The sequence below is a fragment of the Terrabacter sp. NPDC000476 genome, from assembly GCF_040300125.1.
Classification (GTDB): domain Bacteria; phylum Actinomycetota; class Actinomycetes; order Actinomycetales; family Dermatophilaceae; genus Terrabacter.
This window is the reverse complement of the sequence record NZ_JBEPDF010000001.1, coordinates 104,747-128,681: the sequence shown is the minus strand read 5'-3', so window position 1 is coordinate 128,681 and position 23,935 is coordinate 104,747. Positions and strand designations below refer to the sequence as shown.

General features: G+C 71.4%; 21 protein-coding genes. 2 read left to right on the top strand and 19 right to left on the bottom strand.

What is annotated here, in order from left to right; genetic code table 11:
• Nucleotides 1–23 precede the first annotated feature (23 nt).
• The 11 genes from ABT295_RS00580 to rpsA all read right to left on the bottom strand — a co-directional run bounded on the left by ABT295_RS00580 (nucleotide 24) and on the right by rpsA (nucleotide 11,162).
• The gene (locus ABT295_RS00580; RefSeq protein ID WP_352392485.1) at nucleotides 24–416 is read right to left on the bottom strand and encodes a YciI family protein; all 393 of its coding nucleotides are present in this window, start codon (nucleotides 414–416) and stop codon (nucleotides 24–26) included.
• 87 nt (nucleotides 417–503) lie between these two features.
• Nucleotides 504–1,553, bottom strand: coding sequence for a lipoate-protein ligase LplAB (lplAB, locus tag ABT295_RS00575; protein ID WP_352392484.1), 1,050 nt, complete (start codon nucleotides 1,551–1,553; stop codon nucleotides 504–506).
• A gap of 44 nt (nucleotides 1,554–1,597) precedes the next feature.
• Nucleotides 1,598–2,806, bottom strand: coding sequence for a dephospho-CoA kinase (gene coaE, locus ABT295_RS00570; RefSeq protein WP_352392483.1), 1,209 nt, complete (start codon nucleotides 2,804–2,806; stop codon nucleotides 1,598–1,600).
• Nucleotides 2,807–2,814: 8 nt separating this feature from the next.
• The gene (locus tag ABT295_RS00565; RefSeq protein WP_352392482.1) at nucleotides 2,815–3,276 is read right to left on the bottom strand and encodes a PPOX class F420-dependent oxidoreductase; all 462 of its coding nucleotides are present in this window, start codon (nucleotides 3,274–3,276) and stop codon (nucleotides 2,815–2,817) included.
• Nucleotides 3,277–3,280: 4 nt separating this feature from the next.
• Nucleotides 3,281–3,949: a TetR/AcrR family transcriptional regulator gene (locus ABT295_RS00560; protein WP_352392481.1), complete on the bottom strand. Its 669-nt coding sequence runs from the start codon at nucleotides 3,947–3,949 to the stop codon at nucleotides 3,281–3,283.
• A 227-nt stretch (nucleotides 3,950–4,176) separates the two neighbouring features.
• The gene (locus ABT295_RS00555) at nucleotides 4,177–5,067 is read right to left on the bottom strand and encodes a glycerophosphodiester phosphodiesterase family protein (protein ID WP_352392480.1); all 891 of its coding nucleotides are present in this window, start codon (nucleotides 5,065–5,067) and stop codon (nucleotides 4,177–4,179) included.
• A gap of 2 nt (nucleotides 5,068–5,069) precedes the next feature.
• Entirely contained in the window at nucleotides 5,070–6,158 is a 1,089-nt protein-coding gene (locus ABT295_RS00550) for an ABC transporter ATP-binding protein (RefSeq protein ID WP_352392479.1), read from the bottom strand.
• 77 nt (nucleotides 6,159–6,235) lie between these two features.
• The gene (locus ABT295_RS00545; RefSeq protein ID WP_352392478.1) at nucleotides 6,236–7,537 is read right to left on the bottom strand and encodes an ABC transporter substrate-binding protein; all 1,302 of its coding nucleotides are present in this window, start codon (nucleotides 7,535–7,537) and stop codon (nucleotides 6,236–6,238) included.
• 66 nt (nucleotides 7,538–7,603) lie between these two features.
• Entirely contained in the window at nucleotides 7,604–8,533 is a 930-nt protein-coding gene (locus tag ABT295_RS00540) for a carbohydrate ABC transporter permease (protein ID WP_352392477.1), read from the bottom strand.
• Nucleotides 8,530–9,480: a carbohydrate ABC transporter permease gene (locus ABT295_RS00535; protein WP_352392476.1), complete on the bottom strand. Its 951-nt coding sequence runs from the start codon at nucleotides 9,478–9,480 to the stop codon at nucleotides 8,530–8,532. Before ABT295_RS00535 ends, ABT295_RS00540 begins: the two co-directional genes overlap by 4 nt.
• A gap of 170 nt (nucleotides 9,481–9,650) precedes the next feature.
• The gene (gene rpsA, locus ABT295_RS00530; protein ID WP_352392475.1) at nucleotides 9,651–11,162 is read right to left on the bottom strand and encodes a 30S ribosomal protein S1; all 1,512 of its coding nucleotides are present in this window, start codon (nucleotides 11,160–11,162) and stop codon (nucleotides 9,651–9,653) included.
• Between the two features lie 174 nt (nucleotides 11,163–11,336).
• Between rpsA and ABT295_RS00525 the strand changes: the two genes are divergently transcribed.
• On the top strand, nucleotides 11,337–12,146 hold the full coding sequence (locus tag ABT295_RS00525; RefSeq protein ID WP_352392474.1) for a class I SAM-dependent methyltransferase: 810 nt from the start codon (nucleotides 11,337–11,339) through the stop codon (nucleotides 12,144–12,146).
• Nucleotides 12,147–12,268: 122 nt separating this feature from the next.
• On the opposite strand, the gene ABT295_RS00520 is transcribed toward ABT295_RS00525, so the two are convergent.
• From ABT295_RS00520 to polA, 3 genes are all read right to left on the bottom strand, one after another.
• The gene (locus ABT295_RS00520; RefSeq protein ID WP_352392473.1) at nucleotides 12,269–15,478 is read right to left on the bottom strand and encodes a hypothetical protein; all 3,210 of its coding nucleotides are present in this window, start codon (nucleotides 15,476–15,478) and stop codon (nucleotides 12,269–12,271) included.
• Nucleotides 15,475–16,065: a hypothetical protein gene (locus ABT295_RS00515; RefSeq protein ID WP_352392472.1), complete on the bottom strand. Its 591-nt coding sequence runs from the start codon at nucleotides 16,063–16,065 to the stop codon at nucleotides 15,475–15,477. Before ABT295_RS00515 ends, ABT295_RS00520 begins: the two co-directional genes overlap by 4 nt.
• A gap of 166 nt (nucleotides 16,066–16,231) precedes the next feature.
• Entirely contained in the window at nucleotides 16,232–18,907 is a 2,676-nt protein-coding gene (polA, locus tag ABT295_RS00510) for a DNA polymerase I (protein ID WP_352392471.1), read from the bottom strand.
• Between the two features lie 98 nt (nucleotides 18,908–19,005).
• Here polA and ABT295_RS00505 point away from each other — a divergent pair, with 98 nt between their 5' ends.
• Nucleotides 19,006–19,458, top strand: coding sequence for a PaaI family thioesterase (locus tag ABT295_RS00505; RefSeq protein ID WP_502991060.1), 453 nt, complete (start codon nucleotides 19,006–19,008; stop codon nucleotides 19,456–19,458).
• A gap of 18 nt (nucleotides 19,459–19,476) precedes the next feature.
• Here ABT295_RS00505 and ABT295_RS00500 read toward each other — a convergent pair whose 3' ends face one another.
• From ABT295_RS00500 to ABT295_RS00480, 5 genes are all read right to left on the bottom strand, one after another.
• Nucleotides 19,477–20,064: a GNAT family N-acetyltransferase gene (locus tag ABT295_RS00500; protein WP_352392470.1), complete on the bottom strand. Its 588-nt coding sequence runs from the start codon at nucleotides 20,062–20,064 to the stop codon at nucleotides 19,477–19,479.
• Between the two features lie 162 nt (nucleotides 20,065–20,226).
• Complete coding sequence (locus ABT295_RS00495; protein ID WP_352394664.1) at nucleotides 20,227–20,946, bottom strand: ABC transporter ATP-binding protein; 720 nt, start codon at nucleotides 20,944–20,946, stop codon at nucleotides 20,227–20,229.
• The gene (locus ABT295_RS00490; RefSeq protein WP_502991059.1) at nucleotides 20,936–21,841 is read right to left on the bottom strand and encodes an ABC transporter ATP-binding protein; all 906 of its coding nucleotides are present in this window, start codon (nucleotides 21,839–21,841) and stop codon (nucleotides 20,936–20,938) included. The genes ABT295_RS00495 and ABT295_RS00490 overlap by 11 nt, the downstream gene beginning before the upstream one ends.
• Nucleotides 21,834–22,940 (bottom strand): branched-chain amino acid ABC transporter permease, encoded by a 1,107-nt coding sequence (locus tag ABT295_RS00485; protein ID WP_352392469.1) that lies wholly within the window; start codon nucleotides 22,938–22,940, stop codon nucleotides 21,834–21,836. The genes ABT295_RS00490 and ABT295_RS00485 overlap by 8 nt, the downstream gene beginning before the upstream one ends.
• On the bottom strand, nucleotides 22,937–23,923 hold the full coding sequence (locus ABT295_RS00480) for a branched-chain amino acid ABC transporter permease (protein WP_352392468.1): 987 nt from the start codon (nucleotides 23,921–23,923) through the stop codon (nucleotides 22,937–22,939). The genes ABT295_RS00485 and ABT295_RS00480 overlap by 4 nt, the downstream gene beginning before the upstream one ends.
• Nucleotides 23,924–23,935 lie beyond the last annotated feature (12 nt).

The following is a 23,935-nucleotide window of genomic DNA, read 5'->3' as shown; positions in this document are numbered from 1 at the left end:
GGCCGCCCGCGCCGGGCGGTCCGTCAGCCCTCGGGCTCGTCCCAGACGTAGGCCGGGCGCAGTTCGACGGTGTCGCCGGGGCCCGCGAAGCTCGGGGCCAGCTCCTCGGCCCGCTCGCGCGAGGCCACGTCGATGAGGAAGAAGCCGGCGAGGTGCTCCTTGCTCTCGGCGTACGGCCCGTCCGTCGCGACCGTGCCGCTCTCGGCCCACCGGTAGATCCGCGCCGACGTGGGGTCGCCGAGCGCCTCACCGCCCTTGAGCTCGCCGCTCTTGCTGAGCTCCTCGAGCATCGCGTCGAACGCCGCGCCCCCGGCGTCGCGCTCGTCCTGCGGCCGGGCCTGCGCCTCGGCGACGAAATTGCCGGTCGGGTGCCCCCAGGGCTGCGGGTTCGAGTGGATGAGGATGACGTACTTCATCGGGCTGTCCCTTCGGGTCGTGAGCGGCCAGTCTGCCGCCTCACCCGGGACGTCGGAGCCGACGCGCCGTCCTCGACACCGCCCGGTTCACGGCACCCGGTGCGTCCAGCCCGCCGTCGCGAACTTCTCGTCGACGAGGCGCTGGGCCGCCTCGAGCTCGGCCGGCGTGTAGTCCGCAAGGGTCGAGCGGTAGCGCCGTGCGAAGGTCGCGGCGAACGACTCGAGGATGGCGTCGCGCGTCATGCCGGTCTGCGATCGCATCGGGTCGACCCGCTTGTTGGCCGACTTCGTGCCCTTGTCGCTCATCTTCTCGCGGCCGATCCGCAGCACCTCGAGCATCTTGTCGGCGTCGATGTCGTAGGCCATCGTCACGTGGTGCAGCACGGCGCCGGCCGCGAAGCGCTTCTGCGCGGCGCCGCCGATCTTGCCCTTCTCGCTCGCGATGTCGTTGAGCGGCACGAAGTGCGCCCGCACGCCGATGTCGGCGAGCGCCTCGATGACCCACTCGTCGAGGAAGGAGTAGGAGCGCTCGAAGCTGAGGCCCTCGACGAGCGAGGTCGGCACGACTAGGGAGTAGGTGATCGTGTTGCCGGGCTCCATGAACATCGCCCCGCCGCCCGAGACCCGGCGCACGACGTCGATCCCGTGACGCTGCGCCCCCTCGGGGTCGACCTCGTTGCGCACCGACTGGAAGGAGCCGATGACGACGAGCGGGCTGTCCCAGTCCCAGAAGCGCAGCGTGGGGGGCCGCTCCCCCGCCGCGACCTCGCGCCCGATGACCTCGTCGAGCGCGACGTGCAGCGCAGGGTCGAGCACGCGGGCGGGGATGACGTCGAAGACGTGGTCGTCCCACCCCGTCGCCTTGCCGAGCGCGCGCCGGATCGCGATGCCGATCGACTCGGCGGTGAAGCCGATGAGCGACACGTCGTCGGCCAGCGCGCCCGTCACCGCCCCGGCGAGCTGCTCGACGCCCGCCTCCACCGGCATGCCGGTCAGGGCGGCGTTGATGTCGTCGAGCGCCTCGTCGGGCTCGAGGAAGAAGTCGCCCGAGACGCTGACCCGCGCCAGCCGCCCGTCCACCTCCTCGACGTCGACCGCCACGAGCTTGCCACCGGGAACCTTGTACTCACCACGCATGACACCCACAACACCGACCACCCCGCCCGTATGCCGGGTGCGTCCTACCGCGGCGACCAGCCGGTGCGCTCGGCCCACGCCGTCGCCCGCTGCCAGGCCCCCTCGAACCACGGCTCCTTCGCCTCGACGTAGCCGGACGTCGTGGCGTGCAGCCCGAGCAGCCGGCGCTTCTCCTGCGCGTAGGTGTCCCGCTCGGCGGGCTCGTGACGCAGCCAGTCGCGGAAGAGCAGCGCGAAACGCCATCCGGGAGAGTCCTTCTCGCGCACGTGCACGTGGACGTGGTTGCCCGGGTCGCACCCGCCGAGGAAGCGCTTGGCCCAGTCGGCCGGGTCGGCCCCACTCGGGTGCGGGGTGTCCTCGTGGTTGCCGTGCGAGAAGACGTAGCCGCCGGCGGCGAACGCCGCGCGCACGTCGTCGCGGTCGGCGTCCTCCAGCCGGCGCACCCCCACCTGCACGTCGATGACGTCCTTGGCGAGCAGGCCGGGCACCGACGTCGACCCGACGTGCGAGACCTCGGTGACGACGTGCGTCGGTCCGAGCGCGGCGGCGAGTCGGGCCACGACCCTCTCGGCGCGGGCCTCCCAGTCGGTGCGTGGCTCGACGACGACGTCGGCGGCGAGGTCGGGGCGGCGCGCGCGGGACGCGCTCGCGAGGTTGCCGGCATACGGCCGAAGACGCTCGTGCCACAGCGCATCGACGGCCTCCACGAGCTGCTCGGGCGTGCCGGAGTTGTCGAGCAGGACGTCGGCCACCGCCCGGCGCTGCGCGTCGGTGGCCTGGGCGGCGATGCGGTGGCGGGCGTCGTCCTCTCCGAGACCGCGCTGACCGACGAGCCGGCGCACGCGCGTCTCGACGTCGGCCTCGACGACGACGGCCAGGTGCTCGTGCACCCAGAGGCCGCGCTCGACGAGGAGCGGCATGTCGTAGACGGAGACGCCGTCGCCCGGCGCCTCGCGGCGGCGCAGCGCGGCCCGGGCCGCGATGGCCGGGCCCGTGATCGCGTCGAGCGCGTCGAGCGCGTCGCGGTCGGGGAAGACGATCGCTGCGAGGGCAGCCCGGTCGAGGGTGCCGTCGCCCCGCACCGTGCCCTCGCCGAAGCGTTCCCGGATGCGCTGCAGCGTCGGCTCCCCCGGCTCGACGACCTCGCGCGCGACCGCGTCGGCGTCCACGACGTGCGCGCCGAGCTCGGCGAGCCGGCGTGACACCGTCGACTTGCCCGACCCGATGCCCCCCGTGACCCCGACGCGCAGCACGGGTGGCCTCAGGCCAGACGGGCCGGGAAGCCGCCGGTCGCGATCGGGCCCCAGCGGGTCGGGGTCACGCGAAGGAGGGACTTGCCCTGGTCGCGCATGGCCTGGCGGTACTCGTCCCAGTCGGGGTGCTCGCCCGAGATGGCGCGGAAGTAGTCGACGAGCGGCTCGACCGAGTCGGGCAGGTCGATGACCTCGCAGTCGCCGTCGACCTGCACCCAGGCGCCGCCGAAGTCGTCGGAGAGCACAAGGACGCTGACCTGCGGGCGCCGGCGGGCGTTCGTCGTCTTGGCGCGCTCCGGGTACGTCGAGATGACGATGCGACCCTGCTCGTCGACGCCGCCGGTGACGGGCGAGGCCTGCGGGCGGCCGTCGGAGCGCTCGGTCATGAGCACCATCGAGTGGCGCGGGCGCACGAAGTCGAGCAGGGCCTCCCGGTCGACGTCGGTGTTCGTGGCGATCTGTCGGGGCATCGGTCTACTCCTCGGTGGGGGTCGTGGACGGGCAGGAGCGCTCGAAGGTCGCGACGAGGGCGTCGGCGAGCCAGGCGGCATACATCGGGTGCGTCCAGCCGCAGCGGCGCACGAGGCGGTCGTAGATCTCGGGGGCGCTCAGCGTCCAGCACACGTCGAGGAAGCGCTCCCGGTCGAAGTGCCCCGGCAGCCCGTGGGCCCGCTCGAGCGCGGCGAGCGCGTTGGTGTTGCCCGCGCGCCGCTCACGGTCGATCGTCGCGACGAAGTCCTGCAGCCCGGTGTCGCCACCGGCGCCCTGGGCGAGCAGCACCCCGAGGAGCGGGCCGACGCGCTCGTAGATCGTCGCGCAGAGCGCCGCGTACGCGCGCACGAACGACGGGCGGTCGGGCGCCTGCGACATCGTGCGGAACTCCGGGCGGTCCTGCATCGGGACGGGCTCGTCGTCGCCCGCGAGCATGACGTCGTAGACGGCCTTGACGACCGCGGCCTTGGGACCGACGGCGTTGTAGACGGTCTGGGCGCTCACCCCCGCCCGCGCCGCGAGACCGGTGACCGACATCGCGTGGTACCCCTCGGCGAGCAGCAGGGCGCCCGCCGCCTCGACGATCCGTCGCCGGGTGGCGAGGGCGGCCTCCGCACGCGACGTGTTGTCGTACGGCCGGTCGGTTGACATCGGTACCTTTCGGACAGATCATGGTTTCGCTGGAACGTGGTTCCAGCCAAAGGGTGGGGTTCAGGGGTCCCCACCCCTTCGCTTCCCCCAGGACGTGCGACGGGGCGCGGCAGGTGCGCAGGCTCGAGTCTGGCACGAGCAGCGCGCGCACCCTCCGGAGGGGCGCGGGCCCGGACCGGTCGGTCCGGGCCCGCGCGGTGCGGCGACGGTCGGTCCCGCGGGTCGCCTCAGGCCCCGACGGGCGTCAGGCCGGCGACGGTGGCGAGGGCCCGGTCCGGGTAGTCGGAGACGATGCCGTCCACGCCGGCCTCGACGAGCTCGACCATGCGCGCCGGGTCGTTGACCGTCCACGGCAGCACGGCCAGCCCGGCGGCGTGCGCGCGCGCGACGAAGTCCGCGTCGACGAGGACGTGCTCCGGCGAGATGACCCTGGCGCCGACCGCGGCAGCGCCCTCGCACACGTCGTCGTGGGTCTCCCCCACCCGCACGCTGCCGGTGAGCGGACTCCCCGGCGCCCACGTCACGGTCGACTCGACGAGGGCCGAGCGGAGCACGTCGGGCGCCAGCTGCGCGGAGAGCTCGAGCACGGCCCAGTCGAACGAGTGGATGAGGCACTGCCGCTCGAGGCCGGCCGCGTGCAGGCTGGCGAGCACGCGCTCGAGCAGGTCACGACGCGTGGCCGACTCGGCCGGGTCGGTCGGGTTGACCTTGAGCTCGACGGTCCACCACACGTGGGGCGCGCGCTCGCGCCCGTGCGCGAGCACCTCGTCGAGCGTGGAGATGCGCGCCCCCGGGGCGGCCTGCTGCTCGGGGAAGCCCGGCAGGGTCTGGCTGCCGACGTCGACGGTGCGCAGCTGCGCGAGGGTGAGGTCGGCCACCCGCGCCCCGACGAGGTCGGGCCCGGTCGGCAGGCACTTGCCCGGGAGCAGCACCGGGTCGTGCCAGACGACGACGGCGCCGTCGGCGGTCATCCGGACGTCGAGCTCGACGCCGGTGACCCCGGCGTCGTAGGCCGCGGCGAAGCTCTCGAGGGTGTTCTCGACGACGAGCCCCTTGGCACCGCGGTGGCCCTCGACGTCGAAGCGGCCGGTGGCCCAGGGGCCGGGTCGACCTCCCACGCTCAGGCCTCGATCCGCTCGCCCGAGGCGGCGTCGAAGAGGTGGAGCTCGTCGCGGTTCGGCTGCACGTGCACCGTGTCGCCCACCGTGAGGTGGGTGCGCTTGTCGAGGCGGACCGTCACGCGCTCGGCGTCGGGCGCACCGGTCGGGCGGCCGTAGACGAACGACTCGGCGCCGAGCGACTCGACGAGCTCGACGGTGAGCGGCAGGGCCGAGCCGTCGGTGGCCGACTCCGCGACGTGCCAGGACTCGGGGCGCAGGCCGACGACGACCCGCTCCCCCGCGCGGCTCGCGAGACCGCGGTCGAGGGGCACGTCGAGGCCGTGCACGCTCGCCACACCCTCGCGCACGCCCGACTCGACGAGCGTGATCGCGGGCGAGCCGATGAACGAGGCGACGAAGGTGTTGACGGGGCGGTCGTAGAGCCGCTCCGGGGTGTCCACCTGCTGCAGCTTGCCGTCGCGCAGCACGGCCACGCGGTGGCCCATCGTCATCGCCTCGACCTGGTCGTGCGTGACGTAGACGGTCGTGATGCCGAGGCGGCGCTGGAGGCCGGCGATCTGCGAGCGGGTCGAGACGCGCAGCTTGGCGTCGAGGTTGCTGAGCGGCTCGTCCATGCAGAACACCTTGGGGTTGCGCACGATGGCGCGGCCCATGGCGACGCGCTGGCGCTGGCCACCAGACATCTGGCCGGGCTTGCGGTCGAGCAGCTGCTCGAGCTCGAGGATCTTCGCAGCCTCGGCCACGCGCTGCTTCGTCTCGGACTTGCTCACCTTGGCGTTGTCGAGCGCGAAGGCCATGTTCTGCGCGGCCGTCATGTTGGGGTAGAGGGCGTAGCTCTGGAAGACCATGGCGATGTCGCGGTCGCGGGGTCGCACGCCCTTCTGGTCGTGCCCGTCGACGAGGATGCGCCCGCCGTCGATCGGCTCGAGGCCGGCCAGCATGCGCAGCGTCGTCGACTTGCCGCAGCCGGAGGGGCCGACGAGCACGAGGAACTCGCCGTCGGCGATGTCGAGGGTGATCCGGTCGACCGCCGGGGTGTCGTCCTTGGAGAACCGACGAGTCGCCTCGTCGAAGTACACGGTGGCCATGGATGCCCTTTGCTGTCGTGCCGAACGTGGTGGGGGCACGACCCCGGGCACGTCGACGCCCGGGGTCGTGCGGCGCCTCAGGCGCCGAGCTTGCTCTTGATCTGCGAGTCGAAGACCTGCTGGCTCTCGGCGTCGAGGCCCTTGAAGACGGTCGCGACGTCCTGGCCCGACACGATCTGGTCGAGGCCCTTGCCGATGCGCGCGCCGCCACCGGGCAGGAGCACTCGGACGTTGTCCTGCGACCGGGTCTTGGCCAGCTGCTCGATGGCCGTGCGCGAGTTGGGGTTCTTCTCGAGGAAGGTCTTCTCGGCCGGCAGGTCGACGGCCGACTTGCGCACCGGCATGTAGCCGGTGGCCTGGGTGAAGGTCACGGTGTTCTGCGCGTTCGTCAGGAACTCGATGAACTTCAGCGCGTTCTTCTTGCGGTCGTCCGAGATGTTCGCGGGGATGCCGACGCCGGCGCCCCCGGTCGGGCAGTTGCCGTCACCGGGCAGGAACGCCGTGCCCACCGGGAACTTCGCGTCCTTGGCGACGCCGCCGAGCGACCCGGTCGACATCATGCTGCAGCCGACGATGCCGGCGGTGAAGTCGGGCGCCGGGTCCTTGGACAGCTTGAGGTAGCCGTCCTTGGCGAGGTTCTGCAGGTAGGTGCCGGCCTTGACGGTGTTCGGGTCGGAGAAGGTCGGCGTCCACTCCTTGGAGTACGCACCGCCGTAGCCCCAGACGATGTTCTGGAAGACCCAGTCGAGGTAGTTCGAGCCGTCCGGCAGCTCCATGACGATCTTGTCGGAGCCGGCGGCCGCCTTGAGCTTGGGCGCCCACGTGAGGAACTCGTCCCAGTCCTTGGGGCCGCGGTCCTCGAGACCGGCGGCCTTCCAGAGGTCCTTGTTGTAGTAGAAGAGCGGCGTCGACCGGGCGAACGGCAGCGCGTAGTGCTTCTCGTCGAGGTTGTAGTCGTTGTAGAGCGCGTCGACGTAGTCGGTCGTCTCGATCTTGGCCGACGACAGCAGGTCGTCGAGCGGGCTCAGCTGCTTGTTGAGGGCGAAGTTGAACCACGTGACGTCCGAGACGACGACGACGTCGGGCAGCTGCCCGCCGGCGAGGGAGGCGTTGAACTTCTGCGCGACCTCCTCGTAGTTCTTGCCGGCGTCGACGAGCTTGACCTTGAGGCCCGAGTTGGCCGCCTCGAAGGCCTTGATGATCTCCTGCTCGACGGGCTTGCTGTTGCCGGGGTGGTTGCTCCAGAACTCGATGGTGTTGCTCGAGCCGCCGCCGCTGCCGGTGGACGGCGCCGTGCCGGTGCCTGCGCAGGCCGCCAGGCCGGCGACGCCGGCGACGCCCGCGAGGCCGAGGAAGCCCCGGCGTGAGAACTCGTTCATGGATGGTGCCTTTCCCTGTGCTGGTTGAGGTCGCTTCGAAGGGGTCGGGATGGTGCGGGGGACGCCTCAGCTCTTGACGGCTCCGGCCGTGAGGCCCTTGATCATCTGTCGCTGGAGGAAGAGGAAGAGCACGAGCACCGGCAGCATGGCGAGCACCGTGCCGGCCATGACCGGCCCCCAGTTCGTCACGCCGTCGTTGTTCTGCAGGAACGTGAGGCCGACCGGCAGCGTCGCCGTCGTCTCGTCGTCCGACATGAGGTAGGGCCAGAGGTACTCGTTCCACTCGTTGACGACGGTGATGAGCGCGAACGCCACGAGCGTCGGCCACGACATCGGCATGACGACGCGCCACAGCAGCTTCATCGGGCCGGCGCCGTCCAGGCGGGCCGCCTCGATGATCTCGCCGGGCAGGTTGAGGAACTGGTTGCGCATGAGGAACGTGCCGAAGGCGACGCCGGCCAACGGGATGATGATGCCCTGGTAGGTGTTGCGCCAGCCGAGCTGGGCGACGAGGGCGTAGTTGCTGATGACGGTGATCTGGTTGGGCACCATGAGCGCCGCGATGACGACGAGGAAGACGATCGAGCGGCCCGGGAAGCGCAGCAGCGACAACGCGTACGCGCTGAGCACGCCCAGCACGATCTTCGCGATCGAGGTGGCGGCCGTGATGATGACGGAGTTGCGCACGTAGTCGAAGAACGGGATGCGGGTCGTCAGCTCGCTGTAGTTCTGCGTCGTCGCGGGGTTGGGCCACCACTGCGCCGGGCGCACGTAGATGTCGCCGCGGTCCTTGAACGAGGTGATGAGGATCCAGAAGAGCGGCACCGCGACGACGAGGACGACGAGGACCATGCCGGCGTAGCCGGCGACCGTCCAGACCGGGCCGCGGTGGTGGCTCGAGGCCTCGACGTTGTGCGCCTGCCGGCGCTTGCGGCCCGGGCGCGCGGGCGCGGGGGCGTCGTCGTCGAGGGTGCCGACGACCGTGGGCGTGCTCATGCGTTCTTCCCCCTGTCCATGAACCGCACCTGCACGACGGTGACCGCAAGCAGGATGACGAACATGACGGTGGCGACGGTGGCGCCGTAGCCGGCGCGCTGGTTGACGAAGGTCTCCTGGTAGACCTGGTAGACGAGCGTGGCGGTGCCGTTGCCCTGGGGCCCACCGCGGGTCATCACGTTGATGATGTCGAAGACCTGCACCGAGCTGAGCAGCACGGTGATGGACAGGAAGAACGTCGTCGGGCGCAGCTGCGGCATCAGCACGCGGCGGAAGCGCGTGAACGCCGAGGCGCCGTCGATCTCGGCCGCCTCGTCGAGGTCGGCCCGCCGGCCCTGCAGCGCGGCGAGGTAGATGACGAACGTGTAGCCGATGTTCTTCCAGATGTAGGTCACGGTGACCATGAAGAGCGCCCAGCCGGGCTCCTGGTAGAAGTCCGGCACGCCGATGCCGACGCGCACGAGCAGGTCGCGGATCAGGCCGTAGTTCGGGTCGAAGACGAACTGGAACGCGATGCCGATCGCGGCACCGGAGATGACGAAGGGCGCGAAGACGACCGACCGCACGAGGTTGCGGCCCTTGAGCTTCTGGTCGAGCAGCAGCGCCAGCCCGAGGCCGACCGCCATCGAGATGCCCACGGTGGCGACCGTGAAGACGAGCGTGTTGCGCACGACGACTCGGGTGTCGTCGCGACCGAACCACTCGACGTAGTTCGCGAGGCCCACCGGGTTGGCGACGGGCGAGGAGATGTTCCAGTCGGTGAACGACAGCCGGATGTTGTCGAGCAGCGGCCGGTAGGTGAAGACGATGAGGAGCACGAGGTTGGGCAGGATCAGGAGCGCTGCGAGCGTCCACTCCCAGGCCCGACCGCTCGACCGCCTCGGCGGGGTCCCGACGGCCGGTGGGGGTCCGCCGGAGTCGGGTGGAGCGCTGCGTGTTTCGGTCACCGATGACTGCACCCGGCCAACCTAGCCGGGCCGGTGCACCGGATGTTGCTTTGAGGTGTCGAGCATTCCTCGCGTGTCTGAACAGTCCGGGTGCCCGCAGGACGACGAAGGAGCCCCGGACCCATGGGGTCCGGGGCTCCTCCAGAGCGGTCAGCTCGGGGTGACTGGCGTCAGTTGCCCGTCAGCTTCTCGCGAAGCGCGGCGAGCGCCTCGTCCGAGGCCAGCGTGCCCTCGGCGACGGCCGGGGCGTTGCGCGGGGCGCGCTCGCCACGGTCGGTGTCGCCCGAGTCGGCGACGTCACCGGTCGCGGACGAGTACGACGTGGCTGAACCGGCGTTGGCGGCAGCCTCGGCGTCGGCCTTGATCGCGGCGTCGACCTGGGCCTTGTGGGCCTCCCAGCGGGCGTGGGCGTCGGCGTACTGGCGCTCCCACTTCTCGCGCTGGGCGTCGAAGCCCTCGAGCCACTCGTTCGTCTCCGGGTCGAAGCCCTCGGGGTACTTGTAGTTGCCCTGCTCGTCGTACTCGGCGGCCATGCCGTAGAGCGTCGGGTCGAACTCCGACGCCGCGACGGCCTGGTCGTTCGCCTGCTTGAGCGACAGCGAGATGCGGCGACGCTCGAGGTCGATGTCGATGACCTTGACGAAGATCTCGTCGCCGACGTTGACGACCTGCTCCGGCAGCTCCACGTGGCGCTCGGCCAGCTCGGAGATGTGCACGAGGCCCTCGATGCCGTCCTCGACGCGCACGAACGCACCGAAGGGGACGAGCTTGGTGACCTTGCCGGGGACGACCTGGCCGATGGCGTGGGTCCGGGCGAAGTGCTGCCACGGGTCCTCCTGCGTCGCCTTCAGCGAGAGGGAGACACGCTCACGGTCCATGTCGACGTCGAGCACCTCGACGGTGACCTCGGTGCCGACCTCGACGACCTCGGACGGGTGGTCGATGTGCTTCCACGACAGCTCGGAGACGTGAACGAGACCGTCGACGCCGCCGAGGTCCACGAACGCACCGAAGTTGACGATCGAGGACACGACGCCCGAACGGACCTGGCCCTTCTGGAGCTCCTTGAGGAACGTCGTGCGCACCTCGGACTGCGTCTGCTCGAGCCAGGCACGGCGCGACAGGACCACGTTGTTGCGGTTCTTGTCGAGCTCGATGATCTTGGCCTCGATCTCCTTGCCGACGTACGGCTGGAGGTCGCGCACGCGGCGCATCTCGACGAGCGAGGCGGGCAGGAAGCCACGGAGGCCGATGTCGAGGATGAGACCACCCTTGACGACCTCGATGACGGTGCCGGTGACGACGCCGTCCTCCTCCTTGACCTTCTCGATCGTGCCCCAGGCGCGCTCGTACTGCGCACGCTTCTTGGACAGGATGAGACGGCCTTCCTTGTCCTCCTTCTGGAGGACGAGGGCCTCGACCTCGTCACCGACCTTGACGATCTCGCCGGGGTCGACGTCGTGCTTGATGGACAGCTCGCGCGAGGGGATGACGCCCTCGGTCTTGTAGCCGATGTCGAGCAGGACCTCGTCCCGGTCGACCTTGACGATGCGACCCTCGACGATGTCGCCGTCGTTGAAGTCCTTGATGGTGGCGTCGATCGCCGCAAGGATGTCTTCCTGAGAGCCGATGTCGTTGATGGCGATCTCAGGCGCGGTCTTCTCGACCGTGTTGGCAGTCATGTAGTAGGAACTCCGATTGTGGACAGTTAGATTGAGACCACCGCGGCGACGGACCGGTTGGTCCGGCGTCCCGATCGTCTTGTGGACAGGTGCAACGGTGATGATGCGCATACGCATGCGCCCAGTCATCCTATCCGCGCCCTTCACACCGGGTCAAAAGAGTGGACGTATGCCGTGAGCACCCCGACCGAGGCCACGCGCCGCGCCGCCCAGCCGGCCGAGACCGCCACGGCGAACCGCACCTGGTGGGACGGCGAGGCCGGCTCGTACTACGTCGAGCACGGCTCGTTCCTCGGTGACACCGACTTCGTCTGGGGCCCGGAACGGCTCCGCGAGGCGCAGGCCCGGCTGCTCGGCGACCCGCACGGTCAGCGCGTGCTCGAGATCGGTGCCGGCTCGGGCCAGTGCTCGCGCTGGCTCGCAGCCCACGGCGCCACGGTCGTGGCCTCCGACCTCTCGGCCGGCATGGTGGCCACCGGGGTGGCCGTCAACGGCGCCGTCGATCCCGCCGCGCGGGTGCCGTTCCTCCAGTGCGACGGGCGCTCGCTCCCCTTCGCCGACGCGTGCTTCGACACGGTGTTCACGGCATACGGCGTCGTGCCGTTCGTGGCGGACTCGGACGTCGTGCTCCGCGAGGCCGCCCGGGTGCTGCGCCCCGGCGGGCGGTTCGTCTTCTCCACGACGCACCCGATCCGCTGGGCCTTCGCCGACGACCCGGGCCCGGCGGGTCTCGAGGCGCGGCACTCGTACTTCGACCGCACGCCCTACGTCGAGCAGGACGAGCAGGGCCGCGCCACGTACGTCGAGCACCACCGCACGCTCGGTGACCGGGTGCGCGAGATCACCGCGGCAGGGCTCGTCCTGCTCGACCTCGTCGAGCCGGAGTGGCCGGCGGGCCACGACGAGCCGTGGGGCGGCTGGTCGCCGCTGCGCGGGCGGGTCATCCCGGGCACCGCGATCTTCGTCTGCCGCAAGCCCGCGTAGCGCTGCCGGCGCGCGGCCAGGCACTACGCGCGAGCGCGCCGGCGGTTCGCTGCCGCCGACGAAGGGCCTGACGACGCGACGGTGGCCACGGACCGAGGTCCGTGGCCACCGTCGGGGTCGGCTCAGAGGAAACGACGTCGCAGCAGGACGGCGCCGCCTGCGAGCGCGAAGACGCCCGCGGCCCCGGCGGCACGGCCGAGGTTGGCCGAGCCCTCGCCGTCGACGCCCGCGAGCTCGAGGGAGTACGCCGTCGCACCGACGGCACCCTCGGGCGCGCCGTACGCCATGCCCTCGGCCTTGGCGCGCTGGGCGCCGACCTCGAGCAGGGCGTACTTGGCGCCGTAGTCGGACGCCGTCTCCTTGCCCGCCACGACGAGCTTCTTCGTGCCCTCGTCGGAGAGCTGCTGCGCCCCGTCGCGCAGCTTCGGCGCACCTGCGGCCGCGTCGGTCAGGCCCGCGGAGATCTGGCTCGCACCGGATGCCGCGTCGGAGAGCCCGTCGGCGAGCCGGCCCGCACCGTCGGCGAGCTTGCCGGCACCGGCGTCGAGCTTGCCCGCGCCGTCGGCCAGCGCGCCGAGGCCGGTGTCGAGCCGGCCCGCACCGTCGGCGAGGTCGCCCGCACCGCCGGCGAGCTGCTGAGTGCCGTCGCGCAGGCGCGACGTGCCGTCCGCCAGCTGGCCGGTGCCGCCGGCGAGCTCCTCGGCGCCGCCGGCCACCTGCGAGGTGCCACCCGCCAGCTCCTTCGCGCCGCCGGCCACTTGCGCGGTGCCACCCGCCAGCTCCTTCGCGCCGCCGGCCACCTGCGCGGTGCCACCCGCCAGCTCCTTCGCGCCGCCGGCGACCTGCGCGGTGCCACCCGCGAGGTCCTTCGCGCCGGCCGCCACCTGCGAGGTGCCGCCGTGGACCTGGTCGGCGCCGTCGGTCAGCTGGTCGAGGGCGTCGAGCAGGTCGAGCCCGCCGAGGCCGAGCAGGTCGACACCGTCCTGCAGTCCGTTGACCCCGCCCCGCAGGGTGGCGTCCTTCGGGCTGTCGTCGGTGCCACCGATGCCGCCCTGGACCTTCGTCACGACGCCGTCGACGAGCGCGCCGACGCCGGCGTCGACGAGGTCGACGCCCTCGAGCAGGCCGGGCACCTTCGGGTCGCAGAGCGAGAGGCTCGTGTTGCTGAGGCCGCACTCGACCTTGGCGAGGCCGAAGGCGGCGTCACCGACCTTGCCCTTGAGCTGACCGAGGCCGCCCGACACCTGGCCGAGACCACCGGACACCTGCCCGAGACCGTCGGACACCTGCCCGAGGCCACCCGAGACCCGACCGAGACCGCTGGACACCTGGCCGAGACCCCCCGACACCCGCCCGAGGCCGTCGTCCGCTGCCCCCGTCCGGGTGCGCAGGTCGTCGATGCCGCCGGCGACCTGGGCGAGGATGCCCTTGCAGACCACGCCGCAGTCGGCGCCGCGCGCCGCGGCCACCCCGCCGGCGAGCTGGTCGATGCCGCCGCCCGTCGCGAGCGCGTCCTGCAGCCCCGCGCGCACCTGGTCGACGCCACCCTTGGACTGGTCGACGCCACCCTTGGACTGGTCGACGCCACCCTTGGACTGGTCGACGCCACCCTTGGACCGGTCGACCCCGCCCTTGGACTGGTCGACCCCGCCCTTGAGCTGGTCGAGGCTGCCACCGTCCTTGGTTGCGGCGGCGAGCCCGGCGCGCACCTGGTCGACCCCGTCGATGAGGGTGCCGTCCTGGCCCTTGGCGCCGAGACCGGCGCGCAGCTTGGCGATGCCGGCGTGCAGCGGCTTGGCCTGCTCCGGCAGACCTCCGACGCCCGCGTACAGCTGCGTCAGCCCGCCGTCGACCCGGTCGAGGCCGTCGGCCACCTGGGCGAGGCCGTCGAGCAGCTCGGGCGCGTTGTCGCCGACGAGGTGCAGGCCACCGGCCACCCGGGCCGCACCCGAGTCGACCTGCGACGCGCCACCGCTCAGCCGCTGCGCACCCGCGTCCAGCTGCGACGCACCACCGCTCAGCTTCTGCGCACCGGCATCGACCTGCGACGCACCACCGCTCAGCTTCTGCGCACCGGCATCGACCTGCGACGCACCACCGCTCAGCTTCTGCGCACCGGCGTCGACCTGCGACGCACCACCGCTCAGCTTCTGCGCGCCGGCGTCGAGGCGACCGACGCCGGTGTCGAGCTGCTCGACGCCGGCATCCACCTGTCCGGCGCCGGCGGCCAGCTTGCCGGCGCCCGCCGCGAGCTGGCCGGAGCCGGTGCGGGCGTCGCGCGCACCGGCGCTCAGCTTCGCCGTGCCGTCGCTGAGCGCCCCGGCGCCGGTCGCGAGCTCGCGCGAGCCGGGGAGCGCCTGGGCCCCGAGACCGGCGTTGAGCTTCTTCACGCCGTCGCGCAGCTGGATCAGGCCGGCGAGCAGGTCGCCCGCTCCGTCGCGCAGCTTGAGCAGGTTGGCGTCGATCTGGGTCGCGCCCGCCGTCAGCGTCGCGCCCGTGGTCGCCCCGCTCTTGTAGCTCGCGGCGCCGCCCTTGAACGACGGGCTGTCGAGCGGGCTCACCGGGAGCGCTGAGACGGAGGCCTTGGGCAGCGTGCCGTCGACGATGTCGGCCGCGTAGCCGAACGTCGCGGTCGGGGTGCCGATGGGACCGAAGAGGGTCATCGTGAAGGTCAGCTTGGTGCCGCCGCGGCCGTCACCGGCGATGGCGGCCTCCCCCGAGCTGACGTTCGTGAACGTGCCCGGCAGCGTCGTCGTGAGCGAGCCGACCATGGGGATGACGACGTTCTCGGTGGCCGTGGTGCTCGCACCGGTGCCGTCGTCGAAGCTGATCTCCTTCGCGGCGCCCGTCACGTTCTTGACGGTGTAGCGCGTCTCGAGCCGGCCGCTGCGCCCGAGCAGGTCGCCCGGCTCGACGGGCCGGCCGTCGAGGGTGTAGCTGGCCGACACCTCGAGGGGCAGCCGCTTCGTGTAGTCGCTCACCGTACGCAGCCGCTGCTCGCCGTCGACGTCGAAACGGCCCGTCATGACGCCGTTGTCGACCTCGAGGCCGCTGAAGCCGTCGAGGTTGCGGAAGCCCTGCTGCTCGACGGGGTTCGCGAGCTCCACGGTGCCCTTGCCCTGCATGGCGACCTGCTCGTAGACGCGGGCGACGTCGAGGTGCCCGGACGCGTCGAGGTAGGCCTGCACCGTCTCGGTGTTCGACACCTGCACGGAGCCGTCGCCGGTGCCGGCGACGACGCCGGCAGCAGCGGCGGGCGAGGCCGCGAGGAGCAGGAGGGTGGGCATGGTCGCCAGGCCGGCGACGGCGGTGGCCAGGGTGCGGCGGCTCACTGAGCTGCTCCCGTCGTGAGGTCGTCGAGGGTGAGGTCGGGCTCTGCCGGCGCCGCGGACTCGGCGCGGTGCCGGGGGCGGCCGGTGTCGGCCCCGGTGCTCGCACCCTGCGGTGCGAGCAGGGTGGTGGCGAGGAAGCCGAGGCCGACGGCGAGCAGCACCGTCGTCGCCGCGGCGGGCGACTCGCTGAGGAACTGCGAGGGTGCGTTCGTGTAGACCGACTCGTAGGCGCCGACGATCGACGCCGCGCCGACGAGGCCGCTCCAGAGCGGCAGCCGCCCGGCGCTCACGGTGGCGACGACGGCGATGAGGGCCACGACGACGAACGCCGCGACCGCGCGACCGGCCGAGGAGTCGGGCAGCACGGCCGCGCGCAGGGCGAAGCCGAGCCAGGCGAGCACGAAGCCGGCGAAGAAGCCCGCCAGCTTGCCCCAGGCGGGGCGGTGCGGCACGAGACCGAGCACCCCGCCGAGTGCGGCGCCGAGGAGGGCGACGTGCTCGAGGTCCAGCCCGAGCGCGTTGCTGAGCCCGATGATGACCGCCGCGAAGACGGCGAGACACAGACCTGTGACCAGGCTTCTGACCATGTCCACCTCACAGTAAAAGCACCCGTCTCCGTTGACGGGTGCGTGTTACCGGTGAGTATGCCGAGATTCCGGTCGCAGCGGGCCGACTATGACGAAAGACACGCCGCAGCCCCGCCACGCCACACGATCTGCGGCGCGGGCGGGTCGGCGTGCGGGCGGGCGCGGCTCAGTGCGCGGCGTCGTGCCAGGAGCGGCCGACGCCGACGTTGACGTCGAGCGGCACGTCCATCGGGGCCGCCCGGCCCATCTGCTCGCGGACGATCCGCTCGAGGTCGTCGCGCTCCCCCGCGGCCACCTCGAGGACGAGCTCGTCGTGCACCTGCAGCAGGATCCGCGAGCGGAGGCCCGCCTCGGTGAGGGCCCGGTCGACGCCGAGCATGGCGACCTTCATGATGTCGGCGGCCGAGCCCTGGATCGGGGCGTTGAGCGCCATCCGCTCGGCGGCCTCGCGGCGCTGCCGGTTGTCGGACGTGAGGTCGGGCAGGTACCGGCGGCGGCCGAGCATGGTGGCGGTGTAGCCGGTGCCGCGGGCCTCGGCGACGACGTCGCGCAGGTAGGCGCTGACGCCCCCGAACCGCTCGAAGTAGCCCTCCATGAGGCCACGCGCCTCCTCGGTGCTGATCGTCAGCTGCTTGGAGAGGCCGTAGGCGGACAGGCCGTAGGCGAGGCCGTAGGACATCGCCTTGACCTTCGAGCGCATCGCCGCCGTCACGTCGTCGGGCTCGACGCCGAAGACGCGCGAGCCGACGAACTTGTGCAGGTCCTCGCCGGTGCGGAACGCCTCGATGAGCCCGGCGTCGCCCGACAGGTGCGCCATGACGCGCATCTCGATCTGCGAGTAGTCGGCCGACATGAGCGCCTCGAAGCCGTCGCCGACGACGAACAGCTCACGGATGCGCCGGCCCTCCTCGGTGCGGATCGGGACGTTCTGCAGGTTCGGCTCGGTCGAGGACAGCCGGCCCGTGGCCGCGATGGTCTGCAGGTAGGTCGTGTGGATCCGGCCGTCGTCGGAGACGGACTTCTGCAGACCCTCGACGGTGACCCGCAGGCGGGCGGCGTCGCGGTGGCGCAGCAGCGCCTCGAGGAACGGGTGCTCGGTCTTGGTGAAGAGGTCGGCGAGCGCGTCGGCGTCGGTGGTGTAGCCGGTCTTCGTCTTCTTCGTCTTCGGCATGTTGAGCTCGCCGAAGAGCACCTCCTGCAGCTGCTTCGGGGAGCCGAGGTTGATCCGGTTGCCGCCGATGGCGTCCCAGGCGTCCTCCTGGGCCTGGGCGACCTTCGCGGCGAAGTCGCTCTCGAGGGCGTCGAGGCCCGGCACGTCGACGGCGATGCCGGTGCGCTCCATGCGCGCGAGCACCCCGATGAGCGGCAGCTCCATGTCGGCGAGCAGCTCGGCGCCACCCGTGGCGGCCAGCTGCTCGTCGAGGGCGGCGGCGAGGTCGCGCACGGCCGTGGCCCGCACCATCTCCTGGCCGGCCGCGGCGTCGTCGGCGTCGCCACCGAAGTCGAGCATGCCCTGCCCGTCGGTGGGCGCGGCCCCGCTCAGCTCACGCTTGAGGTGACGCAGCACGAGGTCGTCGAGGTGGTAGGTGCGCTGGTCGGGCTTGACGAGGTATGCCGCGAGCTGGGTGTCGCTGCTCAGCCCGGCCACCGTGAAGCCGCGGGCCGTCAGGGCCTCGATCGGGCCCTTGGCGTCGTGCATGGCCTTGGGACGCTCGGGGTCCTCGAGCCACGAGGCCACCGACGTCTCGGCCTCGGGCGGCAGGGTCGTCAGGTCGACGTAGGCCGCCGTGCCGTCGGGGGCGGCGATGGCGAGGCCGGTGGCGTCGCCCGTGCCCCGCGCCCACGTCCCGGCGACGGACAGGCCCGCGCGCTCGCCGGCGGGCAGGTGGGCGGCCACCCAGTCGGCGACGTCCTCGGGCACGAGCGTCGTGCCCTCGACGTCGAAACCCTCCTCCGCCTCGGGCTCGGCGGCCTCGACGGACGCGAAGAGCCGGTCGCGCAGCACCCGGAACTCGAGGCGGTCGAACACCTCGTGGACCTCCTCACGCGCCCACTGGTGGCGCACGAGGTCGTCGATGGCGACGCCGACGGGCGCGTCGCGCACGAGCTGGTTGAGCCGCCGGTTGCGCAGCACCTGGTCGAGGTGCTCGCGCAGCGACTCGCCGGCCTTGCCCTTGATCTGGTCGACGCCCGCGACGATGCCGGGGAGGTCGCCGAACTGGGTGATCCACTTCGCGGCCGTCTTCGGACCGACGCCGGGCACGCCCGGCAGGTTGTCGGAGGTCTCGCCGACCATGGCCGCGAGGTCGCTGTAGCGCTCGGGCGGCACGCCGTACTTCTCCTGCACCTCGCTCGGGCCCATCCGCCACACCTCGGACACCCCGCGGACGGGGTAGAGGATCGTGACCGTGTCGGTGACGAGCTGGAAGGTGTCGCGGTCGCCGGAGCAGATGAGCACGTCGACGCCCTGCTCCCCCGCCGCCGTCGCGATCGTCGCGATGATGTCGTCGGCCTCGTAGCCGTCGAGCTCGACATGGGTGATCCGGAGCGCGTCGAGGACCTCGCGGATGAGCGGCAGCTGGCCCGAGAACTCGTCGGGCGTGCGCGCGCGGCCCGCCTTGTACTCGGCGTACTCCTCGGTGCGGAACGTCTGGCGCGACTTGTCGAAGGCGACGACGACGTGGGTCGGCTCCTCGTCGCGCAGCATGTTGATGAGCATCGAGGTGAAGCCGTAGACGGCGTTGGTGTGCTGGCCCGTGCTCGTCGAGAAGTTCTCCGCCGGCAGGGCGAAGAAGGCCCGGTAGGCCAGCGAGTGTCCGTCGAGAAGGAGAAGTCGGCTCACGGGAGCCACCCTAGTGGCGCCCACCCACAGCCCACGAAGCCGCGGGTCACGCGGGTCACGCGGCGTCCCGGGCCCGCCGCCCGCATACGATCTCGGACATGACCGACGCTCAGCCCGCCACGCCCGACTCCCCCACGAGCCCGCGCGGCCTCGAGCCGATGGGGTTCACCACCGCCGGCACGCTCATCGAGCGCATGCAGATCGAGGTCGTCGAGGCCACCCGCGAGCGACTCGTCGCGACGATGCCCGTCGAGGGCAACACCCAGCCCTACGGCCTGCTGCACGGCGGCGCGAGCGTCGTGCTCGCCGAGACGCTCGGCTCGATCGGCGCGCAGCTGCACGCCGGTCCGGGACGGGTGGCCGTGGGACTCGACATCAACGCGACCCACCACCGCGCGGCGCGCACCGGCCTCGTGACCGGGACCGCGACGGTGCTGAGTGCCGGCCGCACGCTCGTCAGCTACGACGTCGTCGTCACCGACGAGGACGGCCGCCGGGTCTGCACGTCGCGGATCACCTGCCTCCTGCGCGACGCCGCCCCGGGGGCCTGACCGGGGTCGCGGGCGTCGTCAGCCGGCGATCTTGGGGCCCGACGTGCGCCGCGGGGCGCGGGCGCGCAGGTCGCGGCGGCGCTGGAGCAGGTCCAGCGACACCCGCTGCGGCTTGGCCTCCCCCGCCAGCTTGCGCAGGAGCGCGGGCGCGGACGCCACGCGCCGCACCGTCTCCGGGGCGAACCCGAGGCGGGCGAAGAAGCGGTTCGCGTCGCGGTCCCCGGCCGGCACGGCGCTCGCGAGGTGCTCGCAGCCCTGGCGGTCGGCATACCGGCCCGCGGAGGTCAGCAGCGAGCGGCCGACACCCTGGCGCCGGAAGTCCGGGTGGACGTAGAGCATGTCGATCGACACGCACGGGGTGTCGACGAGGAGGCTGCGCGTCGAGTCGGAGAGGACGACGTAGCCGGCCGGTGTCCCGTCGACGAACGCCAGGAAGGCGCAGATGTCCATGCGCTGCAAGGCATTTCGCAGGGTTCCGTCGAGCGCCAGGCGCTGCGCCGCCTCGGGCGTCGTGCCGCCCTCGACGCGGTGCGTGATCCACAGCTCGATGAACTGCGCGTGCAGGTCGTCGTCCACCCGCTGCACCGACACCGTCGATCGCGCCATCATCTCTCCCGTTCCGGCTCTGAGGTCACCCGCCAGACACTACGACCACACGGGCGCGCACGGAAGGGGATGTAAAGATTTGATCACGACGAACGGGGTGCCACGACCGTGTCGTGGCACCCCGTTCTCGGCTCGTGGCCGGCGCGTCCCGGCGTGGTGCGCCTAGACGTCGCCGCCGAGGTAGGCCGCCTTGACGGCCGGGTCGGCCGCGAGCTCGGTGCCCGCGCCCTCCCGGACGATCTCGCCCGTCTCGAGGATGTAGGCGCGGTGTGAGCGCTTGAGCGCCTGCGCCGCGTTCTGCTCCACGAGCAGCACCGTCGTGCCCTGGCTGTTGATCTCCGTGACGATGTCGAAGATCTGCTGGATGAGCTTCGGCGCGAGCCCCATCGACGGCTCGTCGAGCAGGAGCAGCTTCGGCTTGGCCATGAGCGCACGGCCCATCGCCAGCATCTGCTGCTCGCCGCCCGACATCGAGCCCGCCGCCTGGCTCACGCGCTCCTTGAGCCGGGGGAAGAGCTCGAAGACCCGGTCGAGGTCGTCCTTGATCGCCTTGGACTTGCGGTCCGGACGGGCGTAGGTGCCCATCTCGAGGTTCTCCATCACCGTCATGCCGACGAAGCAGCCACGGCCCTCGGGCGACTGCGAGATGCCGAGGACGGGCCGCTCGTGCGACGGCAGGTGGGTGATGTCCTTGCCGTTGAAGACGACCGAGCCGGCGCGCACCGGGCGCAGGCCCGAGATCGTCTTCATCGTCGTCGTCTTGCCCGCACCGTTCGCGCCGATGAGGGTGACGATCTCACCCTCCTCGACCGTGAAGCTGATGTCGCGGATGGCCTCGATGCGCCCGTAGTTGACGCACAGGCCGTTGACCTCAAGAAGCATCTTCCTCATCAACTCCCAGGTAGGCGGCGATGACCGCCGGGTTGTCGCGGATCTCCGCCGGCGAGCCCTCGGCGATCTTGCGACCGAACTCGAGCACGACGATCCGGTCGGTCACGCCCATGACGAGCTTCATGTCGTGCTCGATGAGCAGCACGGTGTAGCCCTGGTCGCGGATCGTGCGGATCAGCTCCATCAGCTTGACCTTCTCGGCCGGGTTGAACCCGGCCGCCGGCTCGTCGAGGCAGAGCAGCTGCGGGCTCGTGGCGAGGGCACGCGCGATCTCGAGACGGCGCTGGTCGCCGTACGGGAGGTTGCGCGCGAGCTCGTCGGCCTTGCCGTCGAGGCCCATGAAGGTGAGCAGCTCCATGGCGCGGGCGTAGCCCTGCGCCTCCTCGGTGCGGTGCTTCGGCAGGCGGAACATCGCCGAGATGACCCCGGTCGAGTGGTGCGCGTCGACCCCGACGAGCACGTTCTCGAGCGCGGTCATGTTGGCGAAGAGCCGGATGTTCTGGAAGGTCCGGGCGATCCCGAGCTTGGTGATCTGGAACTTCTTGCGCTTGCCGAGCGGCTTGCCGAGGTAGCGCACCGCGCCGGACGTCGGCTGGTAGACGCCGGTCATGACGTTGAAGCAGGTCGTCTTGCCGGCGCCGTTCGGGCCGATGAGCCCGAGGATCTCGCCCTTGTTGATGTGGAAGCTCACCTCGTTGAGGGCGACGACGCCACCGAAGCGCAGCGTCACCTCGTCGACCTCGAGCAGCTTCTCGCCCTCCGACACGGCGGGCACGCCGATGTCCTCGGGCGCGATGTCGACGTCGGGGTTGATCTGGGTCACCTCGTCGGCCGGGTCGGCGAGCTGGTGCTCACCGCTGGTCTCGGGCTGGTTCTGCTCAGGCACTGGCTTCTCCTTCCTCGAGAACGGCCTGTCTGTCGTCGGCCCGCTTCGCCCGGACGGTGCGCCGTGGCGGCAGCAGGCCCTGGGGGCGGAAGATCGCGAGCAGCATCAGCGCGAGGCCGAAGACGAGCACGCGGAAGTCCGCGAAGTCGCGGAACCGCTCCGGGAAGTAGCTGACGACGATCGCGCCGACGACCACGCCCCAGCGGTTGCCGGCGCCACCGACGACGACGGCCGCGAGGAAGAGGATCGAGAGCAGCAGCTCGAAGCTCTGCGGGTTGATGAAGCCCGACTTCGTCGCGAAGAGCGCACCCGAGAGGCCGCCGATGGCGGCGCCGAGGGCGAAGGCGAGCAACTTGAACCGGAAGGTCGGCACGCCCATCAGCTCGGCGGCGTCCTCGTCCTCGCGCGTGGCCTCCCAGGCCCGGCCGACGCGGCTGCTCTTGACGAGGATGTCGAAGAGCAGGACGAGGGCGATGATGGCGAGGGCGAGCCAGTAGAACGGCACGAAGTCGGTGATGCCGAACTTGAGGAACGTCGACGTGGTGTCGAGGTCGACGACGGGTGCCCCGCTGCTCCAGTCGAGGCTCGGCACCTCGAAGAGCTCGACTCCCGGCGGCTTCGGGATGTCGGAGATGCCCTGGGCGCCGCCGAGCCACTGCGAGTTGACGAGCGTGAGGCGCACGATCTCGCCGAAGCCGAGCGTCACGATGGCGAGGTAGTCGCCGCGCACGCGCAGAGTGGGCGCACCGAGCAGGACACCCGAGATCATCGCCACGACGATGGCGATCGGCACGACGACGACCCACGAGAGATTGCCGTGCTCGGCCGAGAGCACACCGACGGTGTAGGCGCCGATGGCGTAGAAGCCGACGTAGCCGAGGTCGAGCAGGCCCGCGTAGCCGACGACGATGTTGAGCCCGAGCGCCACGAGGACGTACGTCGCGACGGTGAAGAGCACGCCGCCGAAGTCGGAGCCCTCGGTCGTGATGAGCGGGATGTTGAGCAGGGGCAGCAGGAAGAGGAAGACGGCGAAGGCGACCCAGAGCAGGATCTTGACGACGAGCGGCAGGCCGTTGACGCGCTCCTTGAAGCCACTCATGCGCGTGCCTTTCCGAGGGACTCACCGAGCAGGCCGGTGGGTCGGAAGAGGAGGATGAGGATGAGCAGGACGAACGCCACGACGTCCTTCCACTGCGAGCCGACGACCGCGGAGCCGTAGTTCTCGGCGAGGCCGAGGACGAAGCCGCCCAGCAGCGCGCCGCGCAGGTTGCCGATGCCGCCGAGGACGGCCGCGGTGAAGGCCTTGACGCCGAGGATGAAGCCGGCGTCGTAGCGGGTGTTGTACTTGAGGATGTAGAACACCGCCGCCGCGCCGGCCATGACACCGCCGAGCAGGAAGGTGACCTGGATGACCCGGTCGCGGTTGACGCCCATCAGGGCGGCCGACTCGGGGTCCATGGCCACGGCACGGATGCCGCGCCCGAGGCGCGAGCGCTTCACGAACTGGTCGAGGACCACCATGATGGTGACCGCGCCGATGACGACGAGCAGGTCGAGGTTCGTCACGTTGTAGCCACCGATCGTGAAGACCGGTTGCGGCGTGATGATGCTCGGCAGGGCCGAGTTGTTGCGCGAGTTGCGCACGTAGGCCGAGAGGTCGTCCTCAAGGCCGAACCACCCGGCGATGCGGCTGCGCAGGCCCATCAGCTCGGAGAGGACGAACGAGGCACCGATGGCCGAGATGAGCGCGATGAGCGGCGGCGCGTTGCGCTTGCGCAGGGGCCGGTACGCCACCCGTTCGAGCAGGATGGCGACGAGGCCGGACATCGCCATGGCCGCGATGAACATCATCGCGACCCAGAAGACGACCTGGCCGACGCTGCCGCCGGCCTTGCCGCCGAGGAGGAGCACGATCCACAGCGCCGCGAAGGTGCCGTACATGAACACCTCGGAGTGGGCGAAGTTGATGAGGCGCAGCACGCCGTAGACGAGGGTGTAGCCGAGGGCCACGAGGGCGTACACGGCACCGAGCGTCAGGCCGGTGACGGTGAGTGCCGCGAAGTTGTCGAGAAGGAACTGCATCCAAGACCTCCT

Bases quoted from the DNA above. Each gene is read 5' to 3' on its own strand.
- ABT295_RS00580 (WP_352392485.1), bottom strand. From the start codon at position 416: ATGAAGTACGTCATCCTCATCCACTCGAACCCGCAGCCCTGGGGGCAC.
- lplAB (WP_352392484.1), bottom strand. From the start codon at position 1,553: ATGCGTGGTGAGTACAAGGTTCCCGGTGGCAAGCTCGTGGCGGTCGAC.
- ABT295_RS00565 (WP_352392482.1), bottom strand. From the start codon at position 3,276: ATGCCCCGACAGATCGCCACGAACACCGACGTCGACCGGGAGGCCCTG.
- ABT295_RS00560 (WP_352392481.1), bottom strand. From the start codon at position 3,949: ATGTCAACCGACCGGCCGTACGACAACACGTCGCGTGCGGAGGCCGCC.
- ABT295_RS00550 (WP_352392479.1), bottom strand. From the start codon at position 6,158: ATGGCCACCGTGTACTTCGACGAGGCGACTCGTCGGTTCTCCAAGGAC.
- ABT295_RS00545 (WP_352392478.1), bottom strand. From the start codon at position 7,537: ATGAACGAGTTCTCACGCCGGGGCTTCCTCGGCCTCGCGGGCGTCGCC.
- ABT295_RS00540 (WP_352392477.1), bottom strand. From the start codon at position 8,533: ATGAGCACGCCCACGGTCGTCGGCACCCTCGACGACGACGCCCCCGCG.
- rpsA (WP_352392475.1), bottom strand. From the start codon at position 11,162: ATGACTGCCAACACGGTCGAGAAGACCGCGCCTGAGATCGCCATCAAC.
- ABT295_RS00515 (WP_352392472.1), bottom strand. From the start codon at position 16,065: ATGGTCAGAAGCCTGGTCACAGGTCTGTGTCTCGCCGTCTTCGCGGCG.
- ABT295_RS00505 (WP_502991060.1), top strand. From the start codon at position 19,006: ATGACCGACGCTCAGCCCGCCACGCCCGACTCCCCCACGAGCCCGCGC.
- ABT295_RS00500 (WP_352392470.1), bottom strand. From the start codon at position 20,064: ATGGCGCGATCGACGGTGTCGGTGCAGCGGGTGGACGACGACCTGCAC.
- ABT295_RS00495 (WP_352394664.1), bottom strand. From the start codon at position 20,946: ATGCTTCTTGAGGTCAACGGCCTGTGCGTCAACTACGGGCGCATCGAG.
- ABT295_RS00485 (WP_352392469.1), bottom strand. From the start codon at position 22,940: ATGAGTGGCTTCAAGGAGCGCGTCAACGGCCTGCCGCTCGTCGTCAAG.
- ABT295_RS00480 (WP_352392468.1), bottom strand. From the start codon at position 23,923: ATGCAGTTCCTTCTCGACAACTTCGCGGCACTCACCGTCACCGGCCTG.